Annotated in this window: 24 protein-coding genes; 14 read left to right on the top strand and 10 right to left on the bottom strand. The window is 71.1% G+C overall.

From position 1 onward, the window contains the following. Positions 1-106 precede the first annotated feature (106 nt). The 3 genes from DKT68_RS31250 to DKT68_RS31610 all read left to right on the top strand — a co-directional run bounded on the left by DKT68_RS31250 (position 107) and on the right by DKT68_RS31610 (position 844). Entirely contained in the window at positions 107-280 is a 174-nt protein-coding gene (locus tag DKT68_RS31250) for a hypothetical protein (RefSeq protein ID WP_161556703.1), read from the top strand. A gap of 175 nt (positions 281-455) precedes the next feature. After that, a complete protein-coding gene (locus DKT68_RS26665; protein WP_109820121.1) occupies positions 456-674 on the top strand; it encodes a hypothetical protein in 219 nt (72 codons plus the stop codon). Further along, entirely contained in the window at positions 671-844 is a 174-nt protein-coding gene (locus DKT68_RS31610; protein ID WP_201749203.1) for a hypothetical protein, read from the top strand. The genes DKT68_RS26665 and DKT68_RS31610 overlap by 4 nt, the downstream gene beginning before the upstream one ends. Positions 845-1300: 456 nt before the next feature. Here DKT68_RS31610 and DKT68_RS26660 read toward each other — a convergent pair whose 3' ends face one another. Continuing rightward, the gene (locus DKT68_RS26660; protein ID WP_109820120.1) at positions 1301-3130 is read right to left on the bottom strand and encodes a glycoside hydrolase family 15 protein; all 1830 of its coding nucleotides are present in this window, start codon (positions 3128-3130) and stop codon (positions 1301-1303) included. Between the two features lie 126 nt (positions 3131-3256). On the opposite strand from DKT68_RS26660, the gene DKT68_RS26655 reads away from it, so the two are divergent. Beyond that, positions 3257-3856: a hypothetical protein gene (locus DKT68_RS26655; protein WP_109820119.1), complete on the top strand. Its 600-nt coding sequence runs from the start codon at positions 3257-3259 to the stop codon at positions 3854-3856. 208 nt (positions 3857-4064) lie between these two features. After that, on the top strand, positions 4065-4499 hold the full coding sequence (locus DKT68_RS26650; RefSeq protein ID WP_109820118.1) for a VOC family protein: 435 nt from the start codon (positions 4065-4067) through the stop codon (positions 4497-4499). Between the two features lie 101 nt (positions 4500-4600). Here the strand turns inward: DKT68_RS26650 and DKT68_RS26645 are convergent, their stop codons facing one another. The 4 genes from DKT68_RS26645 to DKT68_RS26630 all read right to left on the bottom strand — a co-directional run bounded on the left by DKT68_RS26645 (position 4601) and on the right by DKT68_RS26630 (position 8387). After that, the gene (locus DKT68_RS26645) at positions 4601-5041 is read right to left on the bottom strand and encodes a VOC family protein (protein ID WP_109820117.1); all 441 of its coding nucleotides are present in this window, start codon (positions 5039-5041) and stop codon (positions 4601-4603) included. Positions 5042-5187: 146 nt separating this feature from the next. Then, the gene (locus DKT68_RS26640) at positions 5188-5994 is read right to left on the bottom strand and encodes a carbohydrate ABC transporter permease (RefSeq protein WP_161556702.1); all 807 of its coding nucleotides are present in this window, start codon (positions 5992-5994) and stop codon (positions 5188-5190) included. A gap of 92 nt (positions 5995-6086) precedes the next feature. Continuing rightward, on the bottom strand, positions 6087-7028 hold the full coding sequence (locus tag DKT68_RS26635) for a carbohydrate ABC transporter permease (protein WP_161556701.1): 942 nt from the start codon (positions 7026-7028) through the stop codon (positions 6087-6089). A gap of 9 nt (positions 7029-7037) precedes the next feature. Further along, positions 7038-8387, bottom strand: coding sequence for a sugar ABC transporter substrate-binding protein (locus DKT68_RS26630; protein ID WP_109820114.1), 1350 nt, complete (start codon positions 8385-8387; stop codon positions 7038-7040). A 219-nt stretch (positions 8388-8606) separates the two neighbouring features. Here DKT68_RS26630 and DKT68_RS31245 point away from each other — a divergent pair, with 219 nt between their 5' ends. Both DKT68_RS31245 and DKT68_RS26625 read left to right on the top strand, forming a co-directional pair. After that, positions 8607-9917, top strand: coding sequence for a hypothetical protein (locus DKT68_RS31245; protein ID WP_161556700.1), 1311 nt, complete (start codon positions 8607-8609; stop codon positions 9915-9917). A 44-nt stretch (positions 9918-9961) separates the two neighbouring features. Then, entirely contained in the window at positions 9962-10765 is an 804-nt protein-coding gene (locus tag DKT68_RS26625; RefSeq protein ID WP_161556699.1) for an inositol monophosphatase family protein, read from the top strand. Positions 10766-10805: 40 nt separating this feature from the next. On the opposite strand, the gene DKT68_RS26620 is transcribed toward DKT68_RS26625, so the two are convergent. The 3 genes from DKT68_RS26620 to DKT68_RS26610 all read right to left on the bottom strand — a co-directional run bounded on the left by DKT68_RS26620 (position 10806) and on the right by DKT68_RS26610 (position 14236). Then, the gene (locus tag DKT68_RS26620) at positions 10806-11633 is read right to left on the bottom strand and encodes an HAD-IA family hydrolase (RefSeq protein WP_201749202.1); all 828 of its coding nucleotides are present in this window, start codon (positions 11631-11633) and stop codon (positions 10806-10808) included. A gap of 30 nt (positions 11634-11663) precedes the next feature. After that, complete coding sequence (locus DKT68_RS26615) at positions 11664-13190, bottom strand: mannitol dehydrogenase family protein (protein WP_201749201.1); 1527 nt, start codon at positions 13188-13190, stop codon at positions 11664-11666. A 326-nt stretch (positions 13191-13516) separates the two neighbouring features. Continuing rightward, a complete protein-coding gene (locus DKT68_RS26610; protein WP_109820146.1) occupies positions 13517-14236 on the bottom strand; it encodes a GAF and ANTAR domain-containing protein in 720 nt (239 codons plus the stop codon). A gap of 235 nt (positions 14237-14471) precedes the next feature. On the opposite strand from DKT68_RS26610, the gene DKT68_RS26605 reads away from it, so the two are divergent. Next, a complete protein-coding gene (locus DKT68_RS26605; protein WP_109820111.1) occupies positions 14472-15752 on the top strand; it encodes an ATP-binding protein in 1281 nt (426 codons plus the stop codon). A gap of 292 nt (positions 15753-16044) precedes the next feature. Then, positions 16045-16500, top strand: a complete 456-nt coding sequence (locus DKT68_RS26600) for a DUF4383 domain-containing protein (RefSeq protein ID WP_109820110.1) — start codon at positions 16045-16047, stop codon at positions 16498-16500. 121 nt (positions 16501-16621) lie between these two features. Here the strand turns inward: DKT68_RS26600 and DKT68_RS26595 are convergent, their stop codons facing one another. Next, positions 16622-17137: a hypothetical protein gene (locus DKT68_RS26595; RefSeq protein ID WP_109820109.1), complete on the bottom strand. Its 516-nt coding sequence runs from the start codon at positions 17135-17137 to the stop codon at positions 16622-16624. A gap of 169 nt (positions 17138-17306) precedes the next feature. On the opposite strand from DKT68_RS26595, the gene DKT68_RS26590 reads away from it, so the two are divergent. Together DKT68_RS26590 and DKT68_RS26585 are read left to right on the top strand one after the other, a co-directional pair. Then, complete coding sequence (locus DKT68_RS26590; protein WP_109820108.1) at positions 17307-18020, top strand: GAF and ANTAR domain-containing protein; 714 nt, start codon at positions 17307-17309, stop codon at positions 18018-18020. A gap of 116 nt (positions 18021-18136) precedes the next feature. Then, entirely contained in the window at positions 18137-18853 is a 717-nt protein-coding gene (locus DKT68_RS26585; RefSeq protein ID WP_146218436.1) for a GAF and ANTAR domain-containing protein, read from the top strand. 159 nt (positions 18854-19012) lie between these two features. On the opposite strand, the gene DKT68_RS26580 is transcribed toward DKT68_RS26585, so the two are convergent. Beyond that, the gene (locus DKT68_RS26580) at positions 19013-22210 is read right to left on the bottom strand and encodes a S8 family peptidase (RefSeq protein WP_146218435.1); all 3198 of its coding nucleotides are present in this window, start codon (positions 22208-22210) and stop codon (positions 19013-19015) included. A gap of 242 nt (positions 22211-22452) precedes the next feature. On the opposite strand from DKT68_RS26580, the gene DKT68_RS26575 reads away from it, so the two are divergent. The 3 genes from DKT68_RS26575 (at position 22453) to DKT68_RS26565 (ending at position 25426) form a co-directional block, all read left to right on the top strand. Further along, complete coding sequence (locus DKT68_RS26575) at positions 22453-22953, top strand: RNA polymerase sigma factor (RefSeq protein ID WP_109820105.1); 501 nt, start codon at positions 22453-22455, stop codon at positions 22951-22953. After that, positions 22946-23683, top strand: coding sequence for a hypothetical protein (locus DKT68_RS26570; protein ID WP_109820104.1), 738 nt, complete (start codon positions 22946-22948; stop codon positions 23681-23683). Before DKT68_RS26575 ends, DKT68_RS26570 begins: the two co-directional genes overlap by 8 nt. Before the next feature lie 312 nt (positions 23684-23995). Next, a complete protein-coding gene (locus DKT68_RS26565; protein WP_109820103.1) occupies positions 23996-25426 on the top strand; it encodes a dihydrolipoyl dehydrogenase family protein in 1431 nt (476 codons plus the stop codon). Positions 25427-25532: the final 106 nt, after the last annotated feature.

Below are 25532 nucleotides of genomic sequence, written 5' to 3'. Positions count from 1 at the left end.
AGTTACCGAACGTTCCAGATCCGGTCCCGTCGTTCGGGGTCGGCCATGGAGTGCTGCCCGGTGGAGGGAGCCAGCGATGCGGGACAGGACACCACCATGGCGACGAGTGACCTACGACCAGTACCTGATCGCCGTCGCGATGACCCTGGCACGGCGACACCGCCAGGCATGGTCGTGGCGGAAGTGGAGCTGGATCTGCCGCTGTGGGGCGGAACTGCCCTGTCGCAGCCGACACCGCATCCCGATCAACCGGGGGCACTGGCCCGCCGAGGAGGAGTAGTGAGCAACGAGGCCGAGCGGCAAATACTGGTCGTACGTCTGCCCGGGAAAGACGGCCTTTGCATCGGCTGTCGGGCGTGGTGGTCGCGGCTCACGCCGTACCCGTGCTGGAAGGTGGACTCGGCGACCAACCGGCAGACGAGGTCCCTGACGGCGGCGCTGCTCGGAGGCCGCGCATGACCACGCACGGCCCGGTGCTGCCGATCTGGAGCTGCGGCGGCTGCGATGCGCCCTGGCCCTGCCGCACGCGGCAGCGCGAGCTACGCGCCGAGTTCGACGACGCACCGGTCGCCCTGGCTCTCTACCTAGGTGCCCAGCTGGTGCGGGCCTCCGAGGACCTGACCTGGGTGCCGGCGGGTGCGCTGCACAGACGCTTCCTCGGCTGGCTTCGGTGAGCATCTTGCGGCCTGGCGACGAGAAGTTTCACTACAGCGACGGCTCGCACAAGTGGATCCCACCGGACCCGGACTACGACCAGGAGGTCTGGGACGAGCAGGTCCGCCAACACAAGCAAGGACACCTGAGAAACGTGCGCCCGAAGGTCCGCATCCAGCGCATCGTCTGACGCCAGCAGTACAGCAGCGAAGTACAGCAACCGTGCCAGCCGAACCGAGCAGATAAGCGCGCCAGCAAACCGTCTGACCTCGCATCAAGCCTGATCCGATCACGCTGCCGAGAGTTCACACCGAAGAGGTCGCTGGTTCGATACCAGCATCGCCCACGGGGGTCAAAGGCCACTTCCCGGAAACGGGAGGTGGCCTTTCTGCTGCCCTAGAGCAGCGGTAGGCGAGCGAGCGATGACTGGCGATGATATATCCGCCTGTGCTGTTACCTTGCCGGCAGCTCGACATCCGTCCTCCCCCGAGCGCAGGCACTCGGGGCGCAGAGGGGGCACAGGCACTGTCAAGCATCGTCAATCAGCCAGCAGTGATGACAGCCCGAGACGCCGTGTGAGCAGGCGTCGGACTGCGTTCCCGCTGGTGGGGGAGCAGCGGCTCTTCCGCTTCAACCGGGGCGTGGCCTACCGGCGCTGGTTGTGGAGTTGGTCGAGGGCGAGAGCGGTGTTGATGAGGGAGAGGTGGCTGAATGCCTGCGGGTAGTTGCCGATCTGTTCGCCGGTAGGGGCGATTTCTTCGGCGTAGAGGCCGAGGTGGTTGCTGAAGGTGAGCATCTTTTCGAAGGTGAGGCGGGCGTCGTCGAGACGGCCGGAGCAGGCGAGAGCCTGGGCGTACCAGAAGGTGCACATGTTGAAGGTGCCTTCGTTGCCGGGAAGTCCGTCTGGGGAGGCGGCGGGGTCGTACCGGTAGACGAGGCTGTCGGAGACGAGGTCCTGGTCGATCGCGCGCAGCGTCGACTGCCACCTGGGGTCCGAGGGTGCCACGAAACCAACGGCGGGCATCATGAGCAGCGCGGCGTCGAGGACGTTCTCCCCGTATGCCTGGACGAAGGATTGACGGCCGGGGTGGTACCCGTGCCGCATGATCTGGCGGTAGACGGCGTCGCGCTGCTGAACCCAGCGGTTGATGTCGCCGGGTCGCCCGTGTCGTGCGGCGAGGCGGATCGCCCGGTCGAAGGCGACCCAGGACATGAGCCGGCCGTAGGTGTAGTCGCGTGGGTGGTGGCGGCTCTCCCAGATGCCGGCGTCGGCCTGGTCCCAGTTGCGGCAAAGCCAGTCGACGAGTCGGACGGTGCTTTCCCAGACGTCGTGGGAGGCCCGGATGCCCTGCTGGTCGGCACTGTGCATGGCGTACAGGGCCTCACCGTGGATGTCGATCTGCAACTGGTCTGCTGCCTCGTTACCGATGCGGACAGGTGCAGAGCCGCGGTAGCCCTCGAAGTGGTCGAGGGTCTCCTCGTGCAGGTCCGAGCTGCCGTCGACGCGGTACATGATTTTCAGAGGTATGTCGTTGTCGCCAGCCTCGCGGACCCGTTCGTCGAGCCAGTCGATGTACCGGCCGGCCTCGTCAGTGAAGCCGAGCCCGAGCAGCGCCTGCACGGAGAAGGAGGTGTCGCGGATCCAGGTGTAGCGGTAGTCCCAGTTGCGGGTGCCGCCGAGCTCCTCGGGCAGGGCGGTGGTCGGTGCGGCGACCATCGCGCCGGTGGGCGCGTACGTCATGAGCTTCAGCGTGATGGCGGAGCGTTCGACCATCTCGCGCCACCGCCCGGTGTACCGGGACCGGTCCAGCCAGCCGCGCCAGTAGTCGCGCGTCTGCTCGAACATGGCCTGAACCTGCTCGTACGGTATGAGGTGCGGCTCGTCCGGAGAGGCGGTGTCGATGATGACCGCGGCTCTGTCGCCCTGGTGCAGGGTCGCGAAGGCCACCAGATCCCCGTTCTCGTTGCGGATGTTCTCCTCGGGAACCAGGCGTCGAACCGGACGTGACACTCGCAGCGTCAGAGTCGTCAACGCGCTGCGGAAGACGCTTCCGTCGGACCGAATTTCCAGCTCGTGCCGGTCACGCCCGTAATTGAAGCGCGGACGACACTCCACGCGGAACCGCATGCTGCCGCGGACTATGTTCAAAACCCGGACGATGCGGTGCCGGTCGGTGGGCTGCTCGCCGGCGACCGGCATGAAGTCGACGACCTCTCCCACCCCGTCCGCACTGATGAACCGCGTGATCAGGATGGCGGTGTCCGGCAGGTAGAGCTGCTTGGACACGTATCGGACGCCGTCGGGCGAGATCCGGAAGTAGCCGCCTCGGTGCCGATCGAGAAGGCCAGCGAAGATGCTTGGCGAATCGAACCGAGGAGCACAGAACCACGTCAGCGTGCCATCACGAGCAACCAGCGCCGCTGTCTGCAGATCACCGATGACCCCGTGATCCTCGATTGCTGGGTAACCCTCCATACCGGACCTCCATCCGCCCCTCATGAGGAAACGGGCCTACCGCCCCAAAGGTGATGTCGGAGGCGATGCAAGAGGCGTCTGAGGAAGGGGGCCGGTGATGTCCGCCTGTGCTGTTACTTTGCGGGCGTGACTGGTCAGCTGACGTGGATCGACCGGATCATCGATGTGACCGGATGGCACCAGGAGCCCGAGGACGGCGCTGGCTGGGAGCAGGTGGAAGCGACGCTGGGCGTGGCGCTGCCCTCGGACTTCAAGGAGCTGTGTCGACGGTTCGTGCCGGGGGCGTTCTACGCCTACCTGGACCTTCTGCGGCCGGCCGACGATCACGCGCAGCCGCTGCTTCGGACGTGGGCCTCTTGTCGGCAGTGGGCGAGCGGGCATGAGTTCGCGGGGCTGTGGGCCCCCTACGAGATCTACGAGCCCGACAAGGGGTCGGGGCTGATCCAGTGGGGCAGCGATCAGGTCGAGGGGGAGTACTACTGGCTGACGAACCGCTCGGTGGAGCCCGGCCGGTGGCCAGTGGTTGCACGGCGGGAAGCCGACCCGTGGCGCCAGTTCGACATGTCGACGGCCGAATTCGTCTACCGGGTGATTGCGGATCCGGCGTTCAAGCCGTTCACGGTTGCCGACCCGCCGCGTCGGCCCTTCTACCTGCCGCATTGGGGGCCGTTCCCGATGAGCACCGACGACTGGGACGCACTGACCGACCCGAACCGCCAGGGCTGAACGACGGCCTCGGACGGCTGCCGTCCGGCGACAACAGTCAGCGGGCGAGCGAGTCGCCGAGGCGCCTGAGGGCTTCGCGGGTGGCCTCGGACGAGACCGGGGTGTAGATCTCCAGGGCACTCATCGTCACGGGTCGACCGCATGTGCCACGACCGGGCCGGCGGCGGGTCCGTGGAGACGACGGAGGACCCGCCTCTAGAGTGGACCGATGGCGTCGGTCAAGCAGTTCCAGGTCACCTTCGACTGCGCAGAACCTGAGCGCGTCGCTCGTTTCTGGTGCGAGGTGTTGGGGTACGTCGTACCGCCGCCACCCGAGGGCTTTGCTTCCTGGGACGATTTCGATCGCGCTCTGCCGCCTGAGCAGCAGGGCGCAGCGTTCGCCTGCATCGATCCCAGCGGCGTGGGCCCGCGACTGTTCTTCCAGCGCGTACCCGAAGGCAAGGTCGTCAAGAATCGGCTGCATCTTGACGTGCGCGTCGGCACCGGGCTCGTGGGTGAGGAGCGCCTGGCCGCACTTGAGGCCGAATGCGCACGACTGGTGGCGCTCGGCGCGGTACGCGTGCGACTCCTGCCGGCCGATGACGACAACGAGTCGTGTCTCGTGATGCAGGACATCGAGGGCAACGAGTTCTGTCTCGACTGAGCGGCCGCGAAGGTGGCACCTTCGCGAGTCGACCGGTGCAGTTCGCCGTCACGAGGGCCGCCGTTCCGCCAGCACAAGCCTTGCCCACTTGGAAGTGGCCGTCAGGTGAGCTGTTGAGCCAGTCCGACAATGATGCCCTCGGGGCCACGGACGTAGCAGAGCCGATAGATGTCCTCGTACTGCGCCAGCTCGCCGACCAGTTCGGCTCCGTGGTTGCGCAGGCGGGCAACGACGTCCTCGATGTCGTCGACGGCGAACATGACGCGACGAATGCCCAGAGTGTTCACCGGTGCATCCTTCGGCTCGGTGCTGATCGCCTTCGGCGTGTGGAACATCGCCAGCTCGATCCGGCCGTGGCCGTCCGGCGTCCGCAGCATGGCGACGTCCTGTCGGACGTCGTCGATGCCGATGACCCGCTCCACCCAACGTCCCTCGACTGGCGACCTGCCCTCCAGCTCCATGCCGAGTTCGACGAAGAACGCAATGGCAGCGTCAAGGTTCTCGACAACGATGAGGACGTTGTCCATCCGCTGGATCGTCATACTGGGTCTCCCTGGTGTGGTACGGCCACGGTGGCCGCATCCATCCCTGGGACGGAGCCGCCAGGCCGTTCTCGACATCCTTCACCCCATCGTCAGCGAGGCGTCGCCGTAGTCATGCGCCCGTGGATCCCGCTCGACCGCATCACTCACCCCTTGACTCCGGACGCGGAGACCGACTGGGTGAAGTAGCGCTGGAAGAAGAGCAGGACCAGCAGCGGCACCAGCAGCGTCATGGTGGCCCCGGCGAAGATGGCGCCGAAGTCCACGCCCTGCTGGCCGGCGAACTGGGCGATCGCCACCGGGGCGACCTTCATCTCCGGGTCCGGTGCGATGAGCAGCGGCCACAGGTACGCCTGCCACTGGAACACGAACAGGATCAGGCCGGCGCCGATCAGCGCCGGTCTGGACAGCGGCAGGTAGATCCGCCAGAAGACCCCCCACCAGCCGAGCCCGTCCATCCGGGCCGCCTCGGTCAGCTCGCTGGGAATGCCCAGGAAGAAGCCGCGCAGCAGGAAGACGGCGAAGCCGTTGCCGATGCCCGGCAGGATGAGCGCGAGGTACGAGTTCTCCAGCCCGGCGCCGCGGAAGATCGACATCAGCGGGATGGCGATGGCGTCGAACGGGATCAGGAACGACACCACCATGACGGCGAAGAAGACGGCCCGTCCGGGGAACTGCAACACCGCCAGGGCGAACGCGGCGGCGGCGCAGATCGCCAGGCCCCCGATCAGCGTGCCCAGGGTGACGATGGCCGAGTTGAGCATGGCCTGGGCGAAGTCGGTGTCGAAGAGTCTGGTGAAGTTGCCCAGCGTCAGGTCGCGCGGCACCAGCGTCCACAGGGACACCGGCGAGATGGTGGCGAAGGTTTCCCGCTGCGGGCGGAGGGCGCTGGCCACCGTCCACCAGAGCGGGAGCACGAAGGCGGCCGCGATGAGCGTGCCGAGCAGGACCATCCCGACCCTGGGCCGTCTCGCCGCCCTGGAAGAACGGACGGCCGCTGCGCTCTCGCCCGCTGCCGATCGCCGGTGGGACATCTGCGTCGGCATTAGTCACTCCCTCGGGACAACAGCCGGAACTGGACGAGGACGATGGCCAGCGCGATCACCACGACCACCACGGTGGCTGCCGAGGCCGCTCCCACGTCGACCTGCGTGTAGGCGCGCTCGAAGACATCGTTCATGATCAGGTTGGTCCGGCCGTTCGGCCCGCCGTTGGTCAGGATCTGCACCGGGGCGAAGACCAGCAGGTTCGAGATGGTGTCCGCCACCAGCACGAAGGCGAGCTGCCGGCGCAGCTGCGGCACCGTCACGTGGCGGAACCGGGCCCACCGACCGGCGCCATCCAGGCCCGCCGCCTCGTACAGCGTCGGGTCGATCTCCTTGAGGCCGGCGATCAGGAACATCATCCAGTAGCCGACGCCGATCCACGACACCACCAGGATGATCGACGGCAGGGCCTGGCCCGGCGAGGTGAGAAAGCCCTGGGGTGCGATGCCGAGTCGATCGAGGATGCCGTTGAGCGGGCCGTCGGGTCGGAAGGCGACCGCCCAGATGACGGCCGAGACGCTCTGCGGGATCGCCACCGGCAGGAACACCAGCGTCCGCATCAGCCCGGCCCCGCGGATCCGTTCGTTGAAGATGACCGCCAGCACCAGCGCGACGGCGATCTGGAGCGGGTTGACGATGATGCCGAACAGCAGGGTGACCTTCAGCGAGTTGAGGAAGGCCGGGTCGTCGATGAGCCACCTGAACTGGTCCAGGCCGACCCATCTGGTCGGTTCCACGCCGAGCGGGGTGCTGCGCAGGCTGTCCCACACGGCCCGGGCCGTGGGCCAGAGCCGGAGCACCACCGCGGCGATCACCGCGGGCAGCAGGAACGTCAGCGCGATGGGGAGGTCGCCGTACCGTCTCCGGCCGGACCGCCGCCCCCGGCCGCCCCCCAGCCGGCGAGCGGACCGGGGGGCGGTACGGGTGTCTGGTGTGGTCACCATCGAGCGCTACCTGCTGTACTTCTCGAGGGCGCGGTTGATCTCGTCGTTGGCCTGCGCCAGCCGGTCCGGCGCCGCGGTGCCGTTGCGGATGTCGGCGAACGCCTTGTTCATCGTCGACTCGACGTCCACGTAGCCGACGGTGACCGGACGGGAGACCGAGGTGTTGGCGAGGGCGTACTCGATGATGTCCGCCATCTGCTTGTACCGCTCGCCCTTCGCGGAGAGGGTGTCCAGGTACGTCCGGAAGGCGTCCTTCTGCACCGGGATGTTGTTGCTGGTCGTCTCGGTGGCGCCGGTCGGGTCGATGGTCATGTAGCTGATGAACTTCTTCGCCGCGTCCTTGTGCTTGGAGAACGGGCTGATCCCCGTCGACCACGAGTCGGTCGAGGTGGCGGGCCTGCCACCGGCGAACGCCGGAGCGGGCGCGACGCCGTAGTCCACGGTCTTGTCCTTGTCGAAGGCCGCCGAGTTCCACGGACCCCCGGCGAAGAAGGCGGTCTCGCCGTTGGCGAACAGGGAGGGCGTCTGCTCGGGATTGATGCCTCGCGGTGCCACGCCTTCCTGGAACACCGAGTGGTACCAGGTGAAGGCCCTCGTCCAGCCGGCGTTGGTGACGTCCGCCTCGAGGAGCTTGTCGCCCTTGAGGCCCGGGCCGCCGCCAGCGGACTCGGCCAGGGGCTGCAACTGGTAGTACCGGTCGACCTGGTCCCAGATGAGGCCGTTCTTCGCGCCGGCGGCCTGCGCCTTCTTGGCGGCGGCGGTGACGTCCTCCCACGTCATGGGGCTCGCGGGATCGCTGCTGGGCGCCGGCACCTTGGCCTTGGCCAGCAGGTCCTTGTTGAAGTAGAGCAGTTGGCTGGAGGTCCAGCGGGGCATGGCGTACTGCTTGTCGTTGTAGGTCGTGATCTTCAGCGCGTTGGGGTCGATCTTGCCCTCGGCCTGCTGGCGCAGATCGTCGAGCGGCTCGAGGAAGCCGCGGGCGGCGAATGCCGCCAGCCGGGGCTCGTCCACGTCGTAGAGGTCGATGCTCGGGTCCTTGGAACCGAGTCGGGACTGGACGGTGGTGTTGAGGTCGTCGAACGGGACGGCCTGCTGCTTGATCTTGATGGTGGGATTGGCCGCCTCGAAGCTGGCGATCACCTTGTCGAACGTCCCCGGATCCTGGGCGTTGACGAAGGTCAACGTGGTGGTGCCGCCGGAGCTGCCGTCGTCGTCCGAGCCGCCGCACCCGGCGGCGACCAGGACGGTGACCGACGCGGCGACGAGGGCGAACCGACGACCGCGGAATTTCGCGGGAGCGCGGTCACGGCGCATGACGAGTTTTCCGGAGAGCCGGCCGAACGTGCGTGCGGACATGTCGAGTTCCCTTCGTCGCGTCGGGCCCCTACTTCCTTGCGCGCCGGCCGGCAAACCTCGAACACGGCAACATTTCAGGGCCGATCGAGAAGGTAACGGACAGTCATCGCTCAACTACCACTGGTGGGCGTGCGCCTGTGACGGGCGTCGTCTCCGGTTTCACCTGGCCGCGGCGGGGGAAGTGGCACCCGGGTGACCGCAGCCGCCGTGCGGACCGTCGTGTCCGAACCACCCTCAGCCCACCTCGCTCCGCCATCCGCTCCCGACGCGCCGGACGACGGTGAGGGCCGGTCACTTGCCGGCTACCTGGCCATGCCGCGCCCCAAGGACCTGGTGAAGGCGCTCATCCTGCCGGCCACCTTCACGTTGGGCGCCCTCGCCGAGGGCGGCGTCACCGCGACGCAACTCCTCCGGGCGCTGGTCGTGCTGGCGGTGCTGGAGCTGCTCATCTATCCGGCCCGCTACCAGTGGAACGACGTGCGCGGCTTCGTCGCCGACCAGCAGCACCCAGCGAAGCGGTCCCGGGGTCGCCTGCCCGGTCCGGTGGAGCGGGGCCGGGCACGCATCGGCGCGAGCTGCGCGGTGGCGGTGCTGCGGCTCGTCGCCACCGGCGCCGTGGCGCTGCTGCTGCCCGGTCTGCGCCTGGGTGGCCTGTTGGCCACGCTGACCCTGGGCGTCTTCGGGGTCGCGATCGCCTACGAGGCCATCCGGTCCGCTGCCACCGGTCGCGCCACTCAGGTGCCGCCCCCCGTCCGGCCGCTGCTGGTGCTGCTGTGGATCGTGGTCGGGGCCGGCTACGTGATCCGGGGCGCGACCGGTCTCGCGCTCGCCGTCGACCTGGGTCGGCCGCCGGCGCTGGCGGTCGCGACCGTGGTGACGCTGTGGGCGTTCGGGATCGCCTTCGTCACCAGTCGTTGGGCGCTGGAGGCGCTGGCCTTCGCCCGTGCCGACGATGGCCACCTCGTGTGGACCGCCCGCGCCGAGCACGCCCGCGAGCACCTGCTGGCGTTGGCCCGCTGGCTGCCCACCCGGGTCCCCGCCGGTGACCTGCCTCCCGGCGCCGACGGCGACGTCTCGGACTGGGCGGCGCTGCGTCGCCGTACCCGGGTCTCCGCGCCGTGGAACCTGGCCGTGCTGGTGGCCGGCACGGCGGCGGCGGTGACCGGCCGGCTGCTCGCCGGCACCGCGTCCGCCGGTGAGCTGGCGCTGTCGGCCGCCGTCGGCGGCCTGGCGGCGCTCGCCGTCGTCCTCGTGCCGCGCGGCCGGGTCCCGGCCGTGCTGGTCGGCGCCGCGGTGCTCGCGGGGGTCCTGCTGCTGCGGGGTACGCCCCGGCCGGAGCTGGCGGTGCTGCCCTGGTTGGCCGTCGTGGGTGCGCACGTGCACTTCAGCGCCCAGCGACCGAGCAGCGTGGGCCGGCTGGCCGATCGGATCGGGGCGCTGGTGCGCGCCGTGTCCGTGCCGGTGGCGCGAGCCGTCGTCGGCCGGGCCACCTGGGACGGCGCGGTGCGGCGGGAAGCGCGCGAACGGTGAGGCCCTCCGCCGACCCGCGCCCGCACATCGACCAGGGAGAAGACGTGGATCTCGACGAGCTGCTGACGGTGGCGCGCCGCGCCGCCGATGCGGGCGCCCAGGCCGCGATGGACTGGCGACGGCGGGTCGACGAGCTGACCGTCGAGGAGAAGGCCGGCCCCGACGACCTGGTCAGCCAGGCCGACCGGGAGGCGGAGCGGGCGATCCGGGCGGTCCTCGCCGCGCACCGGCCGGACGACGGGATCCTCGGTGAGGAGGACGGGAGCGTCGAGGGCAGCAGTGGGATCCGCTGGATCGTCGACCCGATCGACGGCACCACCAACTACCTGTACGGGCGGCCGGACTGGGCGGTGAGCGTCGCCGCGGCCCGGGTCGACGGCGACGAACTGCTCGCCGGGGTGGTGGCCGAGCCGATGGTGGGCCGGACGGCCGAGGCGGTGCGCGGCGGCGGGGCCTGGGCGGCCGGCGTCCGGCTCCCCCGACTCCGGGGGGTCGACCTGGAGCGGACGCTGATCGAGGTGAACCTCGGCCGGGGGGACCAGAAGTCGCGGGCCGGTCGGATGGTCGACGCACTGGTACCCCGGGTGCGGGACGTGCGGCGGGGCGGCAGCGCCGCCGCCGCGCTGGCCCAGCTGGCCACCGGGCGGGTGGACGCGGTCTGGTTGCCGGGGCTGAGCCCCTGGGACTACGCGGCGGGGGTCCTGCTGGTGCAGGAGGTCGGTGGGCGCGTCGGTGACCTTGCCGGGCCGTGCGAGGGGAGCTGGCCGGCCAGCGGTGACGTCCTGGCCGCGCCGGCGGAGCGCTGGGAGACGCTGCGGGAGCTGATCGCCGGGGCGTACCGCCAGTGAGCCGTGGGTGCCGGTCGCGGCCGGCACCCACGCTGCCGCGTCAGGGGGCGCCGACGGTCGGCAGCACCAGGTCCGCGAGATCCCACCACGAGGTGACGACGGCGACCACGCCCGCCTGCCGCAGGGCCTCGACCCGCTCGGCGCGCTCCGGTTCGGGTACGAACATCACGTTGCCGACGGTGGGGAAGCCCGCCGCGACGGCAGACTGCGCCCCGGGTACGGAGTCCTCCACGGCCAGCCCCTGCGCGCCGGCGCAGCCCAGTTCCCGGCCGGCGTGCCGGTAGATCGCCGGGTCGGGTTTGCTGGTCGGCACGGGCAGTGAGTCCTCGGCGCTGTAGCGCTGCTCGCCGGGGATCAGCGCGGCCAGGTCGGTGGCGACGAAGCAGGTCTCCAGGCGACCGAGCGCGCTGCTGCTCACCGCCGCCAGCGCCAGGTGCGCGGCGAGCTTGCCCAGCGGGTCGCGCACGTCGCGGTCCGGGGTCAACACCTCACCGAGGTACGCGCTGACCCGCTCCTTCTCCTCGGCCACCCAGTGCTCCAGCGCCTCGGCGGTCAGCACCGCTCGCCCGTCCACCGTCGGTCCGGTCGCCAGGATGGCCTGTGGGCGGGACCCGGCGACGGCGGGCTCGACGGGTACGCCGTGGGCGACGCACAGGTCGACCGCGGTGGTGCGGAAGTTCTTGCCGGTGGTGCCCAGCCGCAGCTGCTCGGCGGTCAGCGTGCCGGGCGCCCCGTAGGTGCTGAGGAAGGCGTTCGTCACCTCGGCGGAGGCGACGAACGCGGGCTCCTCGGAGGGGAAGAGGTTGCCGTCGGCGTCGCAGAGCAGCACCCGTAGCTCGGCGAGGTCGATGTCGTGGAACTGGATCACCGGCAGGGCTCCTTCGACGGGGACGGGCGGTCAGGCGGCGGGCAGCAGTTGGGTGGCGAGATAGTCGCAGATCGTGGCGGCGGGGCCGTCGGACTCCAGGTCACGCAGTGCCCGGTCGAGGGCCTGCACGAACTCCGGATCATCGCCCAGCTCGCCGAAGATGGACCGGTCGCCGAGCAGGAGGCGGGTCTCACCGGCGTGGGCGAGGGGTTGCAGCTCCTCGCGCCGGGCGTCGCGGACCTCGATGGGCGCTCCGGTGAGGTCGTACCCGCGCAGGTAGCAGAACCAGCCGGCGACCGCGAGGGTGAGCAGCGCGGTCGGGCGGCCCTCCCGGCGGGCGGCCACCAGCGAGGGGATGAGATAGGCGGGCATCTTGGTGGAGCCGCGCCCACAGAGCCGGGCCAACTGGTCGCTGATCCGGGGGTTGGCGATCCGGTCCACCAGCGTTCGCTGGTAGCTGTCCATGTCGACGCCGGGCACCGGCGGGAGCACGTGGGCGATCTCCTCACGCATCAGCGCCCTCAGGTAGTCGGCGAAGACCGGGTTGCCCATCACCTCGTCGGTCGTGCGGTAGCCGCCGGAGAGGGAACCCAGGTAGCCCAGCGCGCTGTGCGCCGCGTTGAGCAGCCGGGTCTTCATCAACTTGTACGGGGCGACGTCGTCGACGAACCGCACCCCGACCCGCTCCAGCGGTGGCCGGCCGTTGCAGAACCGGTCCTCCACCACCCACTGGGTGAACGATTCGGTGACCACCGGCCAGTTGTCCCGCAGTCCGTACCGGTCGACCACCATCGCGCGCAGGTGATCGTCGGTCTCGGGGGTGATCCGGTCGACCATGCTCGACGGAAAGGTCGCGTGGGTCTCGATCCAGTCCGCGAGGGCCGCGTCGCGCAGGCGGGCGTACCCGAGCACCGACGCCCGGGTGGAGGCGCCGTTGTCCGGCAGGTTGTCACAGGACAGCACGGTGAAGGCGGGCAGGCCGGCCCGGCGGCGCCGGTCCAGCGCCTCCACCAGGTAGCCGAAGGCCCCGGTCGGGGCGGCCGGGTGGGTGAGGTCGGCTTGCACGGCCGGGTCGTCGGACCGGAACTCGCCGTGCTCGTCCACCGGGTAGCCGCCGCCGGTGATGGTCAGGGTGACCAGTCGGGTCCGCTCGTCGGCGAGCCGGTCGAGCACCGCCTCCGGGTCGTCCGGGGCGTAGTGGTAGTCGACCATCGCACCGACCACCCGCAGGGTGTCGCCCGTGTGGTCCCGCTCGACCACGGTGTAGAGGCAGTTCTGGGGTGCCAGGGCGTCACGCATCTTCGGGGAGTGCAGGCTCACGCCGACCTCGCCCCAGCCGGTCTCCCCGAGGCGGGCCAGAGAGTCGAGGTAGGCCGCCTGGTGGGCGCGGTGGAAGCCCCCGACGCCGATGTGCACCACGGCGGGGACGAGCGCCGAGCGGTCGTACGTCGGAACGTCTATCCGGTCGGTGAACAGTGGCGCTGTCTGGTCGGTCAACGGCCGGATGTACCGGTCGGCGGGCAGGTCGGGACTGGTGGGGGTGCGAGGTGGGGTCACGGCACGGCCTTTCGACTCCGCACGGCCGCGTCCACCCGGAAACGTGGTGGACCACGGCCGGGAAGCGCGCCTGTGCACGAGGGGATCGGTTCGGCCGCTTCTTGACCTCCACCGGGGTGCGCTCCTGCTACCCGAGCAACAGGCACGGAAACATCAGGAAAAAGCGTGTTATCCCGCTCACGAGAGGCTTGCCGCCGGTGACGCGAGCACCTCCCGGGTGATGTAGCTGGACTCCTGCCCTCGGCCGTCCCGCCTACACCTGGATGCCGTCCGGACCGACCATGCCGTCGATCACTCCCACGCGGTTGTCAGTGCCCCCGGCGGCCTCACCTGGTGGGCTGAGACGATGTCACGCCGGCGACGAGGGCGGCGGCGACATCACGGACCTTGGTATTGGTGTTCTGAGAAAGCCTGGTGAGAATCGCGAACGCCTGGTCGGCCGTGCAGCGCCGCTCCGCCATGATGATGCCCTTGGCCTGCTCGATGACGGCGCGGCTCTGCATGGCCGCCTGCATGTGCTGCGTCAGCGTCACCTGGGTGTCGTAGAGGTGGGCGTTCGCCATGGCGGCCGCGGCGTGGTCCGCGAACGACTGCGACAGAGACACCGCGGCGTCGTCGAACGCGTCCGGCTCAGTGGCGTAGATGTTGAGGGCTCCGGTGACCGCCTCATGCAGCGGCAGCCCGATCGACAGCGAGCTGAGCGCGCCGCCGTCGAGGGCGTCGCTCGCCCAGTCCGGCCACCGGCGCTCACCGGCCATCTCCGGCACGATGATGGTGACGGTGGAGGTCGCCGCCGTGATGCACGGTCCCTGACCGCATGCGTACTGCCGCTCGTCGAGCGTCAGGGGCAGGTCGCCGGTGGACACGGCGGTGTGCGCGCCGCCCGGGCCGATCAGGGTGACCGACACCTCGCTCGCGCCCGGGATGGTCCGCTGCGCCAGCTCCGACACGAGGGTCAGGACTCCGTGGAAGTCGATGTCGCTGAACCTCAGCCGGCCGAGTCGGGCGAAGGCCTCTGCCGAGGTTATGAGTTGCGTTTCTGTCATGAGCGGTGTCCTTTGAAAGGGCACCTCGCCGAGCTGATCAGTGCAGGCGACGCGCAGGTCACTGCAGAACCGCACCAGGGCCCGGGACCTGCGCCGCTTCATGACGCTGGCTCGTCGACACAATAGGGGCGTCGACTACAGGCCCCCATCGTAGCCCGGTCCTCGTGCGGGTGCCCGCCACGAGCCTCGCCCGCTGGCGGACCGCGCCCGCGCCGCCTGAACCCACGGACGAGCCGTGGGATGGGACCTGTCAGGGCAGGTCGAGGCGGTCACCCGCGAACTGGGTCTGGCGCCGGGGGCACCTACCGTCGCGTTTCTGATCGCGGACCTCAGCGGCCGGGCGCTGGTCCGGTTGGCCCACGTGCCGCTCGACGGGACCGGTGAGGGCCGCCGGCACGGTGACGACGTCGCCACGGTGATTCCGTTCGACGGCGGCCTCGCCGAGCAGGCGCTCCGCGCCCAGACGGTGCAGGTTGTCGCGCAGCCGGACAGGTGGACGGTGTTGGCGCCGGTGACCGACCGCGGTGAGGCGATCGGCCTGCTCGAGATGATCCTGCCGGACGAGCCCGGCCCTGGGGTGCTGAGGGAGATCGCCCGGACGGCGCACGTGTTGGCGTTCGTGGTGATCGCCAACCGGCGGTACACCGACCTTTTCGAGTGGGGGCAACGCACCACCCCGTTCACCCTGTCCGGGGAGATCCAGCGCCGCCTGCTGCCCGGCTCGTTCACGTGTGAGGGCAGTGCGTTCACCCTGTCCGGCTGGCTCGAACCCGCGGCCAGCATCGGCGGGGACACGTTCGACTACAGCGTTGCCCGGGACGTGCTGCACTTCAGCGTCACGGACGCGATGGGCCACGGGGTGGCCAGCGCGCTGACGGCCACCCTGGGCGTGGGCAGCCTGCGCAACAGTCGCCGCCGTGCGGCTGGCTGCTGCCGGCGGACGAGCCGCCGTCGGGCGGCGTACGCCGAGGCGACACCCCTGACCGTTTCAGGTCAGCGGCCCCGGGTAGTGCTGATCACAACCGGAGCATCCCGACTCCACGTGACACAGCACTCCGGCGCGGTCACGCACGGGCCGAGGAGGAACTGCGCAATGCGCGTGACCCTGACGATGTCGCTTCCGCGCCAACCGTCCTCGGTGACCCGCGCCCGCCAGGTGCTCACCACCCTGCTGAGCCTCACCGACTGCGCCGAGGACTCCCGTGGCCACCTCGCCGTGCTGATCACCGAGGCATGCGCCAACGCGGTCATGCACGCCACTGTGGACAGCAGCGTCGACATCGCCATCCTCATCGAGGACGACGTCTGCCTGATCGAGGTCGGCAACCGCGGCAGCACCCCCAACGGCGCGGGGCTCACCGCCGACCTCCCCGACCCGCTCACCGTCGGCGGCCGCGGACTGCCCCTGATCGCCGCCCTCGCCGACACGGCCGCCTTCGTCCCCGGGCCACCGGACGAGGTGCTGCTCCGCATCACCAAACACCTCAGCGACGTACGTCCAGCACCCGTCCGGTGACCGGAAACGCCTCGCCGTACGGCGGAACGTCGACCAGAAGCCCCGCTCCGGATGAACGGTGCGGGCCGAATCCGGCGGACCTTCCCGTGACGGTCGTACGGTCAGCGTCGGCGGCACCGTGGAGGTGCGGGACCGACCGGCCTCGTTGGTGGATCGTCGGGCCAGACCATCACTGAACTGCGACCGCCCTCGTTAGCCCCTACCGGTCCTGACATGTGTCGTCGGTGTCTTGTTTTGGAGGTGGCGGACCGGGGCACATGGCCGAGCGTCCCGTTCGATGGAGGTATATGAGATGGCTACCAAATCGGTTTCCGGCACCTCGACCACCGGCAAGCACCCCGTTCGCACCGCCGCTCAGGTGGTGGGTGCGGTCTTCCTGCTCGTCGGGATCCTGGGCTTCATTCCTGGGGTCACCACCAACTACGACACGTTGATGTTCGCCGGGCACGAGTCCGAGGCGAAGCTCCTCGGGGTGTTCCAGGTGTCGATCCTGCACAACCTGGTGCACCTGGCGTTCGGCGTCGCTGGCCTCGCGCTGGCTCGCACCGTCTCGGGCGCCCGCATGTACCTGATCGCCGGCGGTGCCGTCTACCTGGTGCTCTGGCTCTACGGTCTGGTGATCGACCACGAGAGCGGCGCTAACTTCGTGCCGCTCAACGGCGCCGACAACTGGCTGCACCTGTTCCTGGGTCTGGGCATGATCGGTCTCGGAGTGGCGCTGACGCGCCGCCCGGCTGACCGCCGCTGAATTCGCGCTCGGCCCGCCCACCGTTCAACGGCGGGCGGGCCGAAACGTGTTCATGACCCGGGTCCGGCAGCGTCGACCTTCGCGTTCCGGCCGGGCGAGCGGTCAGCCCTGAGCCGGGAGGTCAGCGGGGGAGTGGCGCGACGTCCTCGTGCCGGCCCGGACGCCGGGCGGCGTGCCGTTGACCCGGGCCGGGACCGTGTCGGTTCGCCAGAGCGTCGGCGACCACGCCGGTGGCGAACGCGTAGACGGCCTTGTGCAGGACGTCAACGGCGAGTTCCCGGCGCGGCCAGGTCTGGGGTGGCGCGCCGACGCCGGTGGCGTTCTCCAGGATCTGGTCGCTGGTCAGCCGGATGACGGTGAACATGCCCGAGGCCACCGGCCCGCGCAGTCCCGCGTTCGCCATCACGGCGCGCAGGACGCCCAGCAGCGTGCCCTGCCCGTAGTGCATGCCGAGGTTCAGCGCCCGTGGTTGCCTCCGCGGCTGCTCCGGCAGGCCGGCCAGGCGTTCCAGCACCCTCGCCGGCACGTGGGAGTCGGGCCGGCCGGTCAGGCGCTGTTCGATCTTCTCTCCGAGCGTCATGACGGCCGTTCCGACGAGACCGGCGACCAGACCCTGCGGTACGGCACGTGTCAGCATGGCCCGTCTCTACCCCCGCATCTGCCTGTTATGCCGCTACCAGGTCGGGATCGGGCGGGCCGCGCGGGCGCCTTCCGTCCGCCGGTCGGGGTGTGAGCGCCACAAGCTCCGGGTAGGGCGAGGGGACAACCCTGCCCGGAGTGGCACATGGCGACGACAAGGAGATCCGATGGGACAGGCGTCACCGTACCTCGAGAGCGCCTTCGCCGAGTTGGGGCGGATGCGGCTCGACGAGGTCGGCCTCGACGAGATGTTGCAGCGGATCGCCGATCTGGCCAACCGGAGCGTTCCCGGGGCGCAGGACGTCTCGGTGACCCTGGTGCGAGGCGGTAACCACCGGCCCCCGGTGGTCACCAGCGATCTCGCCCGCGACCTCGACACCTGGCAGTACCAGCACGGCTACGGTCCCTGCCTGGACTCCTCGCCCAGCGGCGACTCGATCAGCGTGCCTGACACGACGTCCGAGCCGCGGTGGCCGGGTTGGGCGGAGTACGCGCGGAGCCGGGGAATCGGTAGCTCCCTGTCCATCGGCCTGCCGATCCAGGAGGCCGCCGTCGGCGCCCTCAACGTCTACGCGGCCGAGGCTCATGCCTTCGACCGGGAGGCGACCGACGTCGCGGAGCAGTTCGCCGCGTACGCCGCCGTGGCTCTGTCCAACGCGCACCTCTACGACACCACCGCCACCCTGGCGCAGCAGATGCGGGAGGCGATGCGCAGCCGGGCCGTGATCGAACAGGCCAAGGGGATCATCATGGGGGAGCGGCGGTGTTCGCCGGAGGAGGCGTTCGCGCTGATGTCGAAGATCTCCCAGGACAGCAACCGCAAGGTCCGAGACGTCGCCGAGGCTCTCGTCGCCCGGGCGATCGGTACCCGGCGCGACTGACCAAGAGCCTGCCTGGTGTTTCCGGTCCACCCGACTGGGCATCGGACTGGGACAGACCCTCGCAGACGGGTGTGACGTGCCGCCTCCGGCCCGACCCCTGCGGAGCAAGGAGAATTGTGGAGCTCTCGCCCTCGCCCGGTCCCCCGTCGGGCGATCTCACGAGCGACATGGTGGCCCTGGCCGGCCTCCCGGACAACTCCCCGTCGGTGCCGGGGCTGCTGACGCGGCTGGTGCGGCTGACCGCGGTCCTGGTGGACCCGGTGGACTACGTGTCGGTCACGGTCGTACGCAACGGTGGCTACCTGACCCGGGACGCCAGCGACCCGGCAGCCGAGGCGACGGACCTGGCCCAGTACGCGCAGGACGACGGCCCCTGCCTGACTGCCCTGCGCTCCGGCGAGCCGGTGGCCGTACCCGACGTCGCCGATGCGGTGGTCTGGCCCGGCTTCCGTGACGTCGCGTGGCAGGTCGGTGTGCGGGCATCCCTGTCCATCCCACTCTTCGCCGGCAGTGGTGGGACCGTGGCGGCGCTCAACCTCTACGCCCGCGACGCCACGGCGATGAGGACGCTGACCGAGCACGTGGAGGCCTGCTTCCGGCGGACCGGCGACCCGTCCCCGCCGCCGCCACTCGACGTCGGCAGCCAGCGGCTCGTCCTCGGCGTGCGCGGTGCCCTGCGCTCCCGGGACCTCATCCAGCGGGCCCTCGGCGTGCTCATGGGCGGGCACAATCTCTCCGCCGTCGAGGCGTACCGGCACCTGGTGGAGGAGACCCCGGTGGGGACACCGCTGACCGCGACGGCGGCGGGCATCCTGCGACAACTCCAGAGTTGAGGGGCACCTCTTCCGGGCGGACCCCGGACGTCGGCCGGTGACGAGTCGTACCGGCGGTGGAACCGGGCGCCGGGGCGCGGTGCGTGACAGCACTGCGCCGTCCGGCGCCCGGGGTCCGCTCGTGCGAGCCGCCCCTCGGCGGCAGGACGTGGTCGTCGGTCAGGCGATGCGGTACGCCCGCTGGATCGTCTCCGTCACCGTGGTGCCGGCGGTGTCGGTGGCTGTCACGCGCAGCGAGACGAAACCGGGCCGGCGCGGATGGGCGATCAGGGCGACGCCCCGGAACACCGGCAACGCGACCCACGTCCCGCCGTCGTCGAACGACGCGGAGACGGCGAGCGACCGGTTCGGTGCGGCCGCCGATCCGGGCTGCCGGTCCAGCGCCACGGGGATGGTCGTCGCCCGGCCCGCGCGGGCCGTGTTGGTGTCGTCCAACGCGGGCGACGGCCGGGCCGTCGTCAGGGGCAGCGGCTCCGGCTTCGACGTGTGCGCCGAGGTGAAGGTCCAGGCCACCGACACCGACGTCGACAGGGTGTCCGGAGCGCCGCGGCTGACGCTCGCCTCCAGACGGTAGGTGGCCTTGCCGGCGGGCACCGTGAAGTCCGCGTACGGGCCGTCGGCGGTGGCGATCTCCCTGCCGTCACGCGACAACCGGTAACGGACCGGCAGGTCCTCGCGGCTGGCGGGGCGGCCGGAGGCGTCGCCGAAGAGCGGTGGCGAGACGACCGAGATGGTGTCGCCGTCGCGGCCCGCGTACCCGACCGGCGACCACGCCGGTGGCTGGGCCACCGTCGGCCCGAAGGGCGCCATGTTCCAGACCTGGGTGTACGTCCGTCCCGGCTGGAAGGTCGACTCCCGCGTGGTGGAGTTCTCGCCCTCCACGAAGGTGGACGTCCAGATGATGCCGCCGTCGGTGTTGTAGTACTCGGTGGCGTGGAACGGCAGGTCGACCGATGTGCGCGACCCGATCGGGCCCGAGCCGCCGGGAGCCGCCGCACGGTGGTAACGCAGGGCAATCGCGGTCGTGGACTGGCTGCGGTAGGTCGCCTTGACGGTGGCGAGGTTCTTCGGCGACAGCTTCCGGGTCAGGCCCGTGAACATGTCGCCCTGGCGCACGTACGCGAGGTCGTACGTGTAGGGGCTGTTCCGGAAGGTCCCGTCCGGACCGGGGCGGGCGAGCCCGACGCCCAGCGTGGCGGCGAACTCGGGAGCCGGGACGGCGGGCCCGATCCGGGCGAAGAAGACGTCCGCGAAGGACGCCCCGCTGAGCTGGACGCCCGGGTAGCGCAAGCCGTCGTTCCAGTTCGCGCTCACGTTGATCGAGAGCGGCGCGGCGTCCCGCTGGGGCACGGTCAGCGCGACCGGCCGGGCGGCGCGGGCGTCGAGCGCCTCGGTGACCGGGCCGCGGACGTCGAGGACCGGCTGCACGAGCAGCGCGGACGCGGTGCCCTCGTGGATGGTGCTGTACAGCGCGTACCGGCCCTTGGGCAGTCGCATGGTGCCACCGCCCGGTTGCCCGGTGAGGGTGGTGAACTCGCCGGTGGCCAGGTTCGCCGCCAGGGTCTCGTACTGGGTGGCCGGCCTGCCGTCGCGCCCGGTGTGGTCGAGCCGGACGTCGTAGCTCTCGATCTCCCGGTTGAGCGCGAACGGCGTCCGCACCCGCAGGTCTCCGGCGCCGGTCGCGGTCAGCGCGCCCTGGTAGACACCGTCGGGGGCGTCCACCCGGGTGTCCACCGTGATCGTGGCCTCGGCACGGCCGCCGGCCGGCACCACCAGGGTGGCCGGGTGGACGGTGAGCATGCCGGCCGGTGCCGGGGCGACGGTCAGCGACAGGGTGACCGGGGTGTCGCCCGTGTTGCGGTAGCCGACCGCCTGGGTGATCGGGGTGTCGTCGGCGTGCGGCCAGCGCTGGACCGGGAAGTCGATCGCGGCGATCTCGGCGGCGACCGGCTGGGCGACGGCGCGGCCGACGTCCACCCGGCCCGCGCCCTGCTCGTAGAGGCTGTCGTCGCCGGCCGGCTTGGCCGAGTCCATGAGGGCGGCCTTGAGCTGCGGGCCGGACCAGTCCGGGTGCTGCCCGGCGAGGATGGCGGCCGAGCCCGCCACGTGCGGGGTGGCCATCGACGTGCCCGACATGGGCGCGTACCCGCCGCCGGGGGCGGCCGCCACGATGTCGACGCCCGGGGCGCTGATCTCCGGCTTGATGTGGTTGTCGCCGATCCGGGGACCCCGCGCGGAGAAGAACGCCCGCTGGTCGTCGGCGTCCACCGCGGCGACGGCGAGAGCGTCGTCCGCGGAGGCGGGTGACATGACCGACTTCGGCTTGCCCTCGTTACCGGCAGCGACCACGAAGAGCGTGCCGTACCGGTGGCTCAGGTCCTGGACGGCGGTCTCCAGCGGGTCGAGGCCCGGCGCGTCCGTGCCGCCCAGGCTCACGTTGACCACCCGGGTCTGCGACGCCGCCCACTCCATGCCGGCGATGATGTCCGAGTCCTGGCACTCCTCGGTGGCGCAGACCTTGCCGACGACCAGCTTCGCGCCCGGTGCCACGCCCCGGTACCTGCCGCCGGAGGCGGCGCCGCTGCCCACGATGGTCGACGCCACGTGGGTGCCGTGGCCGACGCTGTCGCCGGGGTCGTTCCCACCGGTGAAGTCCCGGATCGCGGCGATGCGCCCCGTGACGTCAGGGTGGTTCGCGTCGATCCCGGTGTCCAGCACGCCGACCGTGACGCCGGTGCCGTCGAGCCCGGCCTGCCACGCCGACGGGGCGCCGATCTGCGCCACGCTGCGGTCCAGGGAGACGCGGCGCTTGCCGTCCAGCCAGACGTGGGTGACCCCGGCGGCGAGCGTGCGGGCCGACGACGTGCCGTCGGTGAGTGCGGTCCAGAGCGCGGCCCGGTCGGCCAGGCGCGCCCGCACGGCCAGCGCGCGGGCGGCGGGCAGGTCGGCCCGGACCCGCGCGGCGCCTCCGGTGGCGGACCGCGCCCGCGCCGCCATGTTCTCCGGGTACGCGACCAGCAGCGGCAGTTCGGCCGCCCGGTCGTCGTAGCCGAACTCGCCGAGCGCGGTGAGGTCGAACAGCCGCCGGTCGAGTCGCCCGTCGCGCAGCAGTGGCAGCGCGTCGACCGGGACGACGTACTGGTGTCCCCCCTGCCGGCTGCTCACGAACCGCATGTCGGCCCGCCCCGGTCCCCGCTGGATGTCCGGGCGACCGCTGGCGTCCAGCGACACCCGATCCCCGGTGATCAACGTGAAGGTGTCGGGTGGCCCGGGGACCGCCGCCAGCGGCCTCTCCTGAGCAGCCGCCGCCAGCGGCCTCTCCTGAGCAGCCGCGGCCTGGGAGGCCGTCAGGCCCACCGCGACCAGCGTGGTCGCGAGCGCTCCGGCTGTCAGGGCGCGTCGTTGCCGTCGTCGCACATCGTCCTCTCCGCCACGGGCTTCTCCCGGGACGGCACGATGACGCCTGACCTGGTCGACGGGTTGATCATCGGTTGTGTGACAGCGGTCACAGTCCGGTACCGCGCCGACGTGACCGTTCGCCCCCGCCGGGTTGCATGCCCCGGTGACCACGGGACGAGGCTTCGAGGGGCGCAGGTCAGATGCGTGACGCAGAGGAGTTCGACGCCCTCTACGCGGCCTGTGCGGGACGGATCGTCGGTCACCTCTACATGCTGACCGGCAACCGCAGTGAGGCGGAGGACGCTGTCGCCGAGGCCTTCATGCGGGCCTGGCAGCGCTGGCCGACCGTGCGGGAGGCGGTCAGCCCGGAGGCGTGGGTCCGCCGGGTCGCGTACCGCATCGCGGTGAGCAGTTGGCGCAAGACGTTCAACCGGATCCGCGCGCACCGCCGGGCCGCGGTGGACCAGAGCGTGCCGGGACTCAGCGAGGACCACGTCGCCCTGCTCCAGGCGTTGCAACGGCTGAGCGCCAACGAGCGCCGCGCCGTCGTGCTGCACCACCTGAACGACCTCAGCGTCGCCGAGGTGGCGGCGGAGATGCAGGCGCCCGTCGGGACCGTCAAGACGTACCTCGCGCGCGGTCGGAGAGCGATGGCCGGGATGCTGACCGAGGCGCACCAGGAGGAGACCTCCCATGGCTGATCCCCACGACGACCTCCGGGCGATCGCCGACGGGGTCCGGCGGGTCACGACGCTGCCCCCGGCACAGACGGTGCGCCGTCGCAGCGACCAGCGGCGGCGGCGCCGGGCAGCCGTCACCGGTGTGGGACTGGCGGTGCTGGCCGTGACCGCCGGCGTCACCCTGACGCAGCCGCGGGACCATGTCGCGACACCGGACCGGGGTGTCAGTCCCGCTGGTCCGGTCTCGCCGTCGGTCGTCCCGTCCGTGACCGCCTCGGCGGGACCGCGGGAGATCCTCGGCGGCCGCCGGCAGGTCCGGATCGTGGTGCCCGGAGTGGGTGGGGCGGCGTTGGCGATCGGCCGTGCCGACGACCGGGTGCGGGCCACCGCCGAACGGGGCGTCGACGACGGGGCGCTGTGGGTCCTGCGCCCCGAGCGGGACCGGTTCCGGATCGAACTGGCCACGCCGCGCGGTGCCGGCCCGGTCTGCATGACCGTCGTGCACGACGCCGCCCCGGGCAGCGTCCGCGGCCGGGCGTGCGACCCGGCCGCGCAGACGCAGCTCTTCAGGATCGACCAGGTCCCCGACGGGAGCTACTCGATCTTCCAGGGCAAGCGCTACGTCCAGGTGGTCGACGGCACCCACGCCCTGGTCCCCGACCTGCCCGAGGCCCTGACGACCACGTACGAGTTCGAGGACCGGGGTGCCGCCACCCAGAAGCCGGACGCGACGAGCAGCGCCACCGGCTGAGCGTACGGAGGCCGGTGTGCGTCCCCGGGGAGGCCAGGGCGCCGGCGTGGACCGGGCCAAGACCTTCTCCGAGACGGCCGGATTCGGGCTGGTCGACTTCGCGGTCACCGACCATGACGCGGGGGGTGTTCCACCACGCCGGTACCGTGGCTCGGGTCACCGGACCACACCCGGCGCGCGCCAGCTACGGTTCGTTCGCCTCGTTCAGCGATCCGGACGGCAACGGCTGGGCCGGTGGCCCGCGTCCTGACCTCCTGCAACCCGGTGACTGAGGCATTCGTTGTCCAGCGAGGAGAGAGAAGTGGTGGGGCGATGACGTCGACCGAGTACGACCTGATCGTGCTGGGTGCGGGCCCGGTCGGCGAGAACGTGGCCGACCGTGCCGTCCAGGGTGGCCTCAGCGTCGTGCTCGTCGAGCACGAGCTCGTCGGAGGGGAGTGCTCGTACTGGGCGTGCATGCCGTCCAAGGCGTTGCTGCGCCCCGCGCAGGTGCTGCGTGCCGCCCGGCAGGTCGCCGGCGCCCGGCAGGCGGTGACCGGTGACCTCGACGTGCCGGCCGTTCTCGCGCGTCGCGACGAGTTCGCGAGTCACTGGTCCGACAAGGGCCAGGCGGCCTGGGTCGCCAGCGCCGGCATCTCGCTGGAGCGGGGGCACGGCCGCATCACCGGCCCGAAGGAGGTCACGGTCACCACTCCCGACGGGCGGGAGACCGTACTGACCGCACGGCACGCCGTGGCCGTGAGCACCGGGTCCGCCGCCCTCGTCCCCGACATCGAGGGGCTGCGGGCCGCCCGCCCGTGGACGAGCCGGGAGGCGACGAGCGCCAAGGAGGCTCCGGCGAGCCTCACGGTGATCGGTGGCGGTGTCGTCGGCGTCGAGATGGCGACCGCGTACGCGGGCTTCGGCACGCGGGTCACCCTGATCTCCCGGAGCGGCCTGCTCGACGGGATGGAGCCCTTCGCCGGGGAGGCCGTCACGAAGGCGCTCCGGGAGCAGGGCGCGACCGTCCTGCTCGACACCCGGACCACCAGGGTCACCCGCGACGAGGCCGGCGTGACCGTCGAGACCGGCGACGGGCCGACCGTCACCACCGAGGAAGTGCTCGTGGCGACCGGCCGAACGCCACGGACCGGCGACATCGGCCTCGACGCGATCGGCCTCACCCCCGGTGACTGGATCGAGACCGACGACACGATGCTCGTGCCCGGCTTCGACTGGCTCTACGCCGTCGGCGACGTGAACCGCCGGGCGCTCCTCACCCACCAGGGCAAGTACCAGGCGCGGGCCGCGGGCGACGTCATCGCGGCGCGCGCGAAGGGCGTACCGGTCGAGGACGCCCCGTGGGGTGTCCACGTGGCGACGGCCGACCACACGGCGGTTCCGCAGGTCACCTTCACCGATCCGGAGGTCGCGTCGGTCGGTCTGACCGCCGAGGCCGCTCGCGCGGCGGGCCACGACGTCCGGGTGGTGGACTACGAGATGGGTGGTGTCGCGGGTGCCAGTGTGCGCCTCGACGGCTACGCCGGCCACGCGCGCATGGTCGTCGACGTGCGGCGGGAGGTCGTGCTCGGTGTCACGTTCGTCGGGCCGGAGGTGGGCGAGCTGCTGCACGCGGCCACGATCGCGGTCGTCGGCGAGGTGCCGCTCGACCGGCTGTGGCACGCCGTGCCCGCGTACCCGACCGTGAGCGAGATCTGGCTGCGGCTGCTGGAGGCCTACGGGCGTCCGTCGCGCGCGGGGTGACAACGCGGGGGGCGGAAAACCGTAATCTGATCTTGCCGGTCGGAGTCGTCCCTGAGCTGCGGAGATAACGCTCTCACGGATGGTGGGAGAGTCCTTGACGTGCTGG

Source organism: Micromonospora acroterricola, assembly GCF_003172955.1.
In the GTDB taxonomy this organism is placed as follows: Bacteria; Actinomycetota; Actinomycetes; order Mycobacteriales; family Micromonosporaceae; genus Micromonospora; species Micromonospora acroterricola.
This window is presented reverse-complemented; position numbering and strand designations above follow the sequence as displayed.

Coding starts and splice junctions, on each gene's coding strand:
- DKT68_RS26565 (WP_109820103.1), top strand. CDS start 23,996: ATGACGTCGACCGAGTACGACCTGATCGTGCTGGGTGCGGGCCCGGTC.
- DKT68_RS26600 (WP_109820110.1), top strand. CDS start 16,045: ATGGCTACCAAATCGGTTTCCGGCACCTCGACCACCGGCAAGCACCCC.
- DKT68_RS26640 (WP_161556702.1), bottom strand. CDS start 5,994: ATGGTCCTGCTCGGCACGCTCATCGCGGCCGCCTTCGTGCTCCCGCTC.
- DKT68_RS26570 (WP_109820104.1), top strand. CDS start 22,946: ATGGCTGATCCCCACGACGACCTCCGGGCGATCGCCGACGGGGTCCGG.
- DKT68_RS26590 (WP_109820108.1), top strand. CDS start 17,307: ATGGGACAGGCGTCACCGTACCTCGAGAGCGCCTTCGCCGAGTTGGGG.
- DKT68_RS26575 (WP_109820105.1), top strand. CDS start 22,453: ATGCGTGACGCAGAGGAGTTCGACGCCCTCTACGCGGCCTGTGCGGGA.
- DKT68_RS26630 (WP_109820114.1), bottom strand. CDS start 8,387: ATGTCCGCACGCACGTTCGGCCGGCTCTCCGGAAAACTCGTCATGCGC.
- DKT68_RS26595 (WP_109820109.1), bottom strand. CDS start 17,137: ATGCTGACACGTGCCGTACCGCAGGGTCTGGTCGCCGGTCTCGTCGGA.
- DKT68_RS26650 (WP_109820118.1), top strand. CDS start 4,065: ATGGCGTCGGTCAAGCAGTTCCAGGTCACCTTCGACTGCGCAGAACCT.
- DKT68_RS26660 (WP_109820120.1), bottom strand. CDS start 3,130: ATGGAGGGTTACCCAGCAATCGAGGATCACGGGGTCATCGGTGATCTG.
- DKT68_RS26610 (WP_109820146.1), bottom strand. CDS start 14,236: ATGACAGAAACGCAACTCATAACCTCGGCAGAGGCCTTCGCCCGACTC.
- DKT68_RS26645 (WP_109820117.1), bottom strand. CDS start 5,041: ATGACGATCCAGCGGATGGACAACGTCCTCATCGTTGTCGAGAACCTT.
- DKT68_RS26665 (WP_109820121.1), top strand. CDS start 456: ATGACCACGCACGGCCCGGTGCTGCCGATCTGGAGCTGCGGCGGCTGC.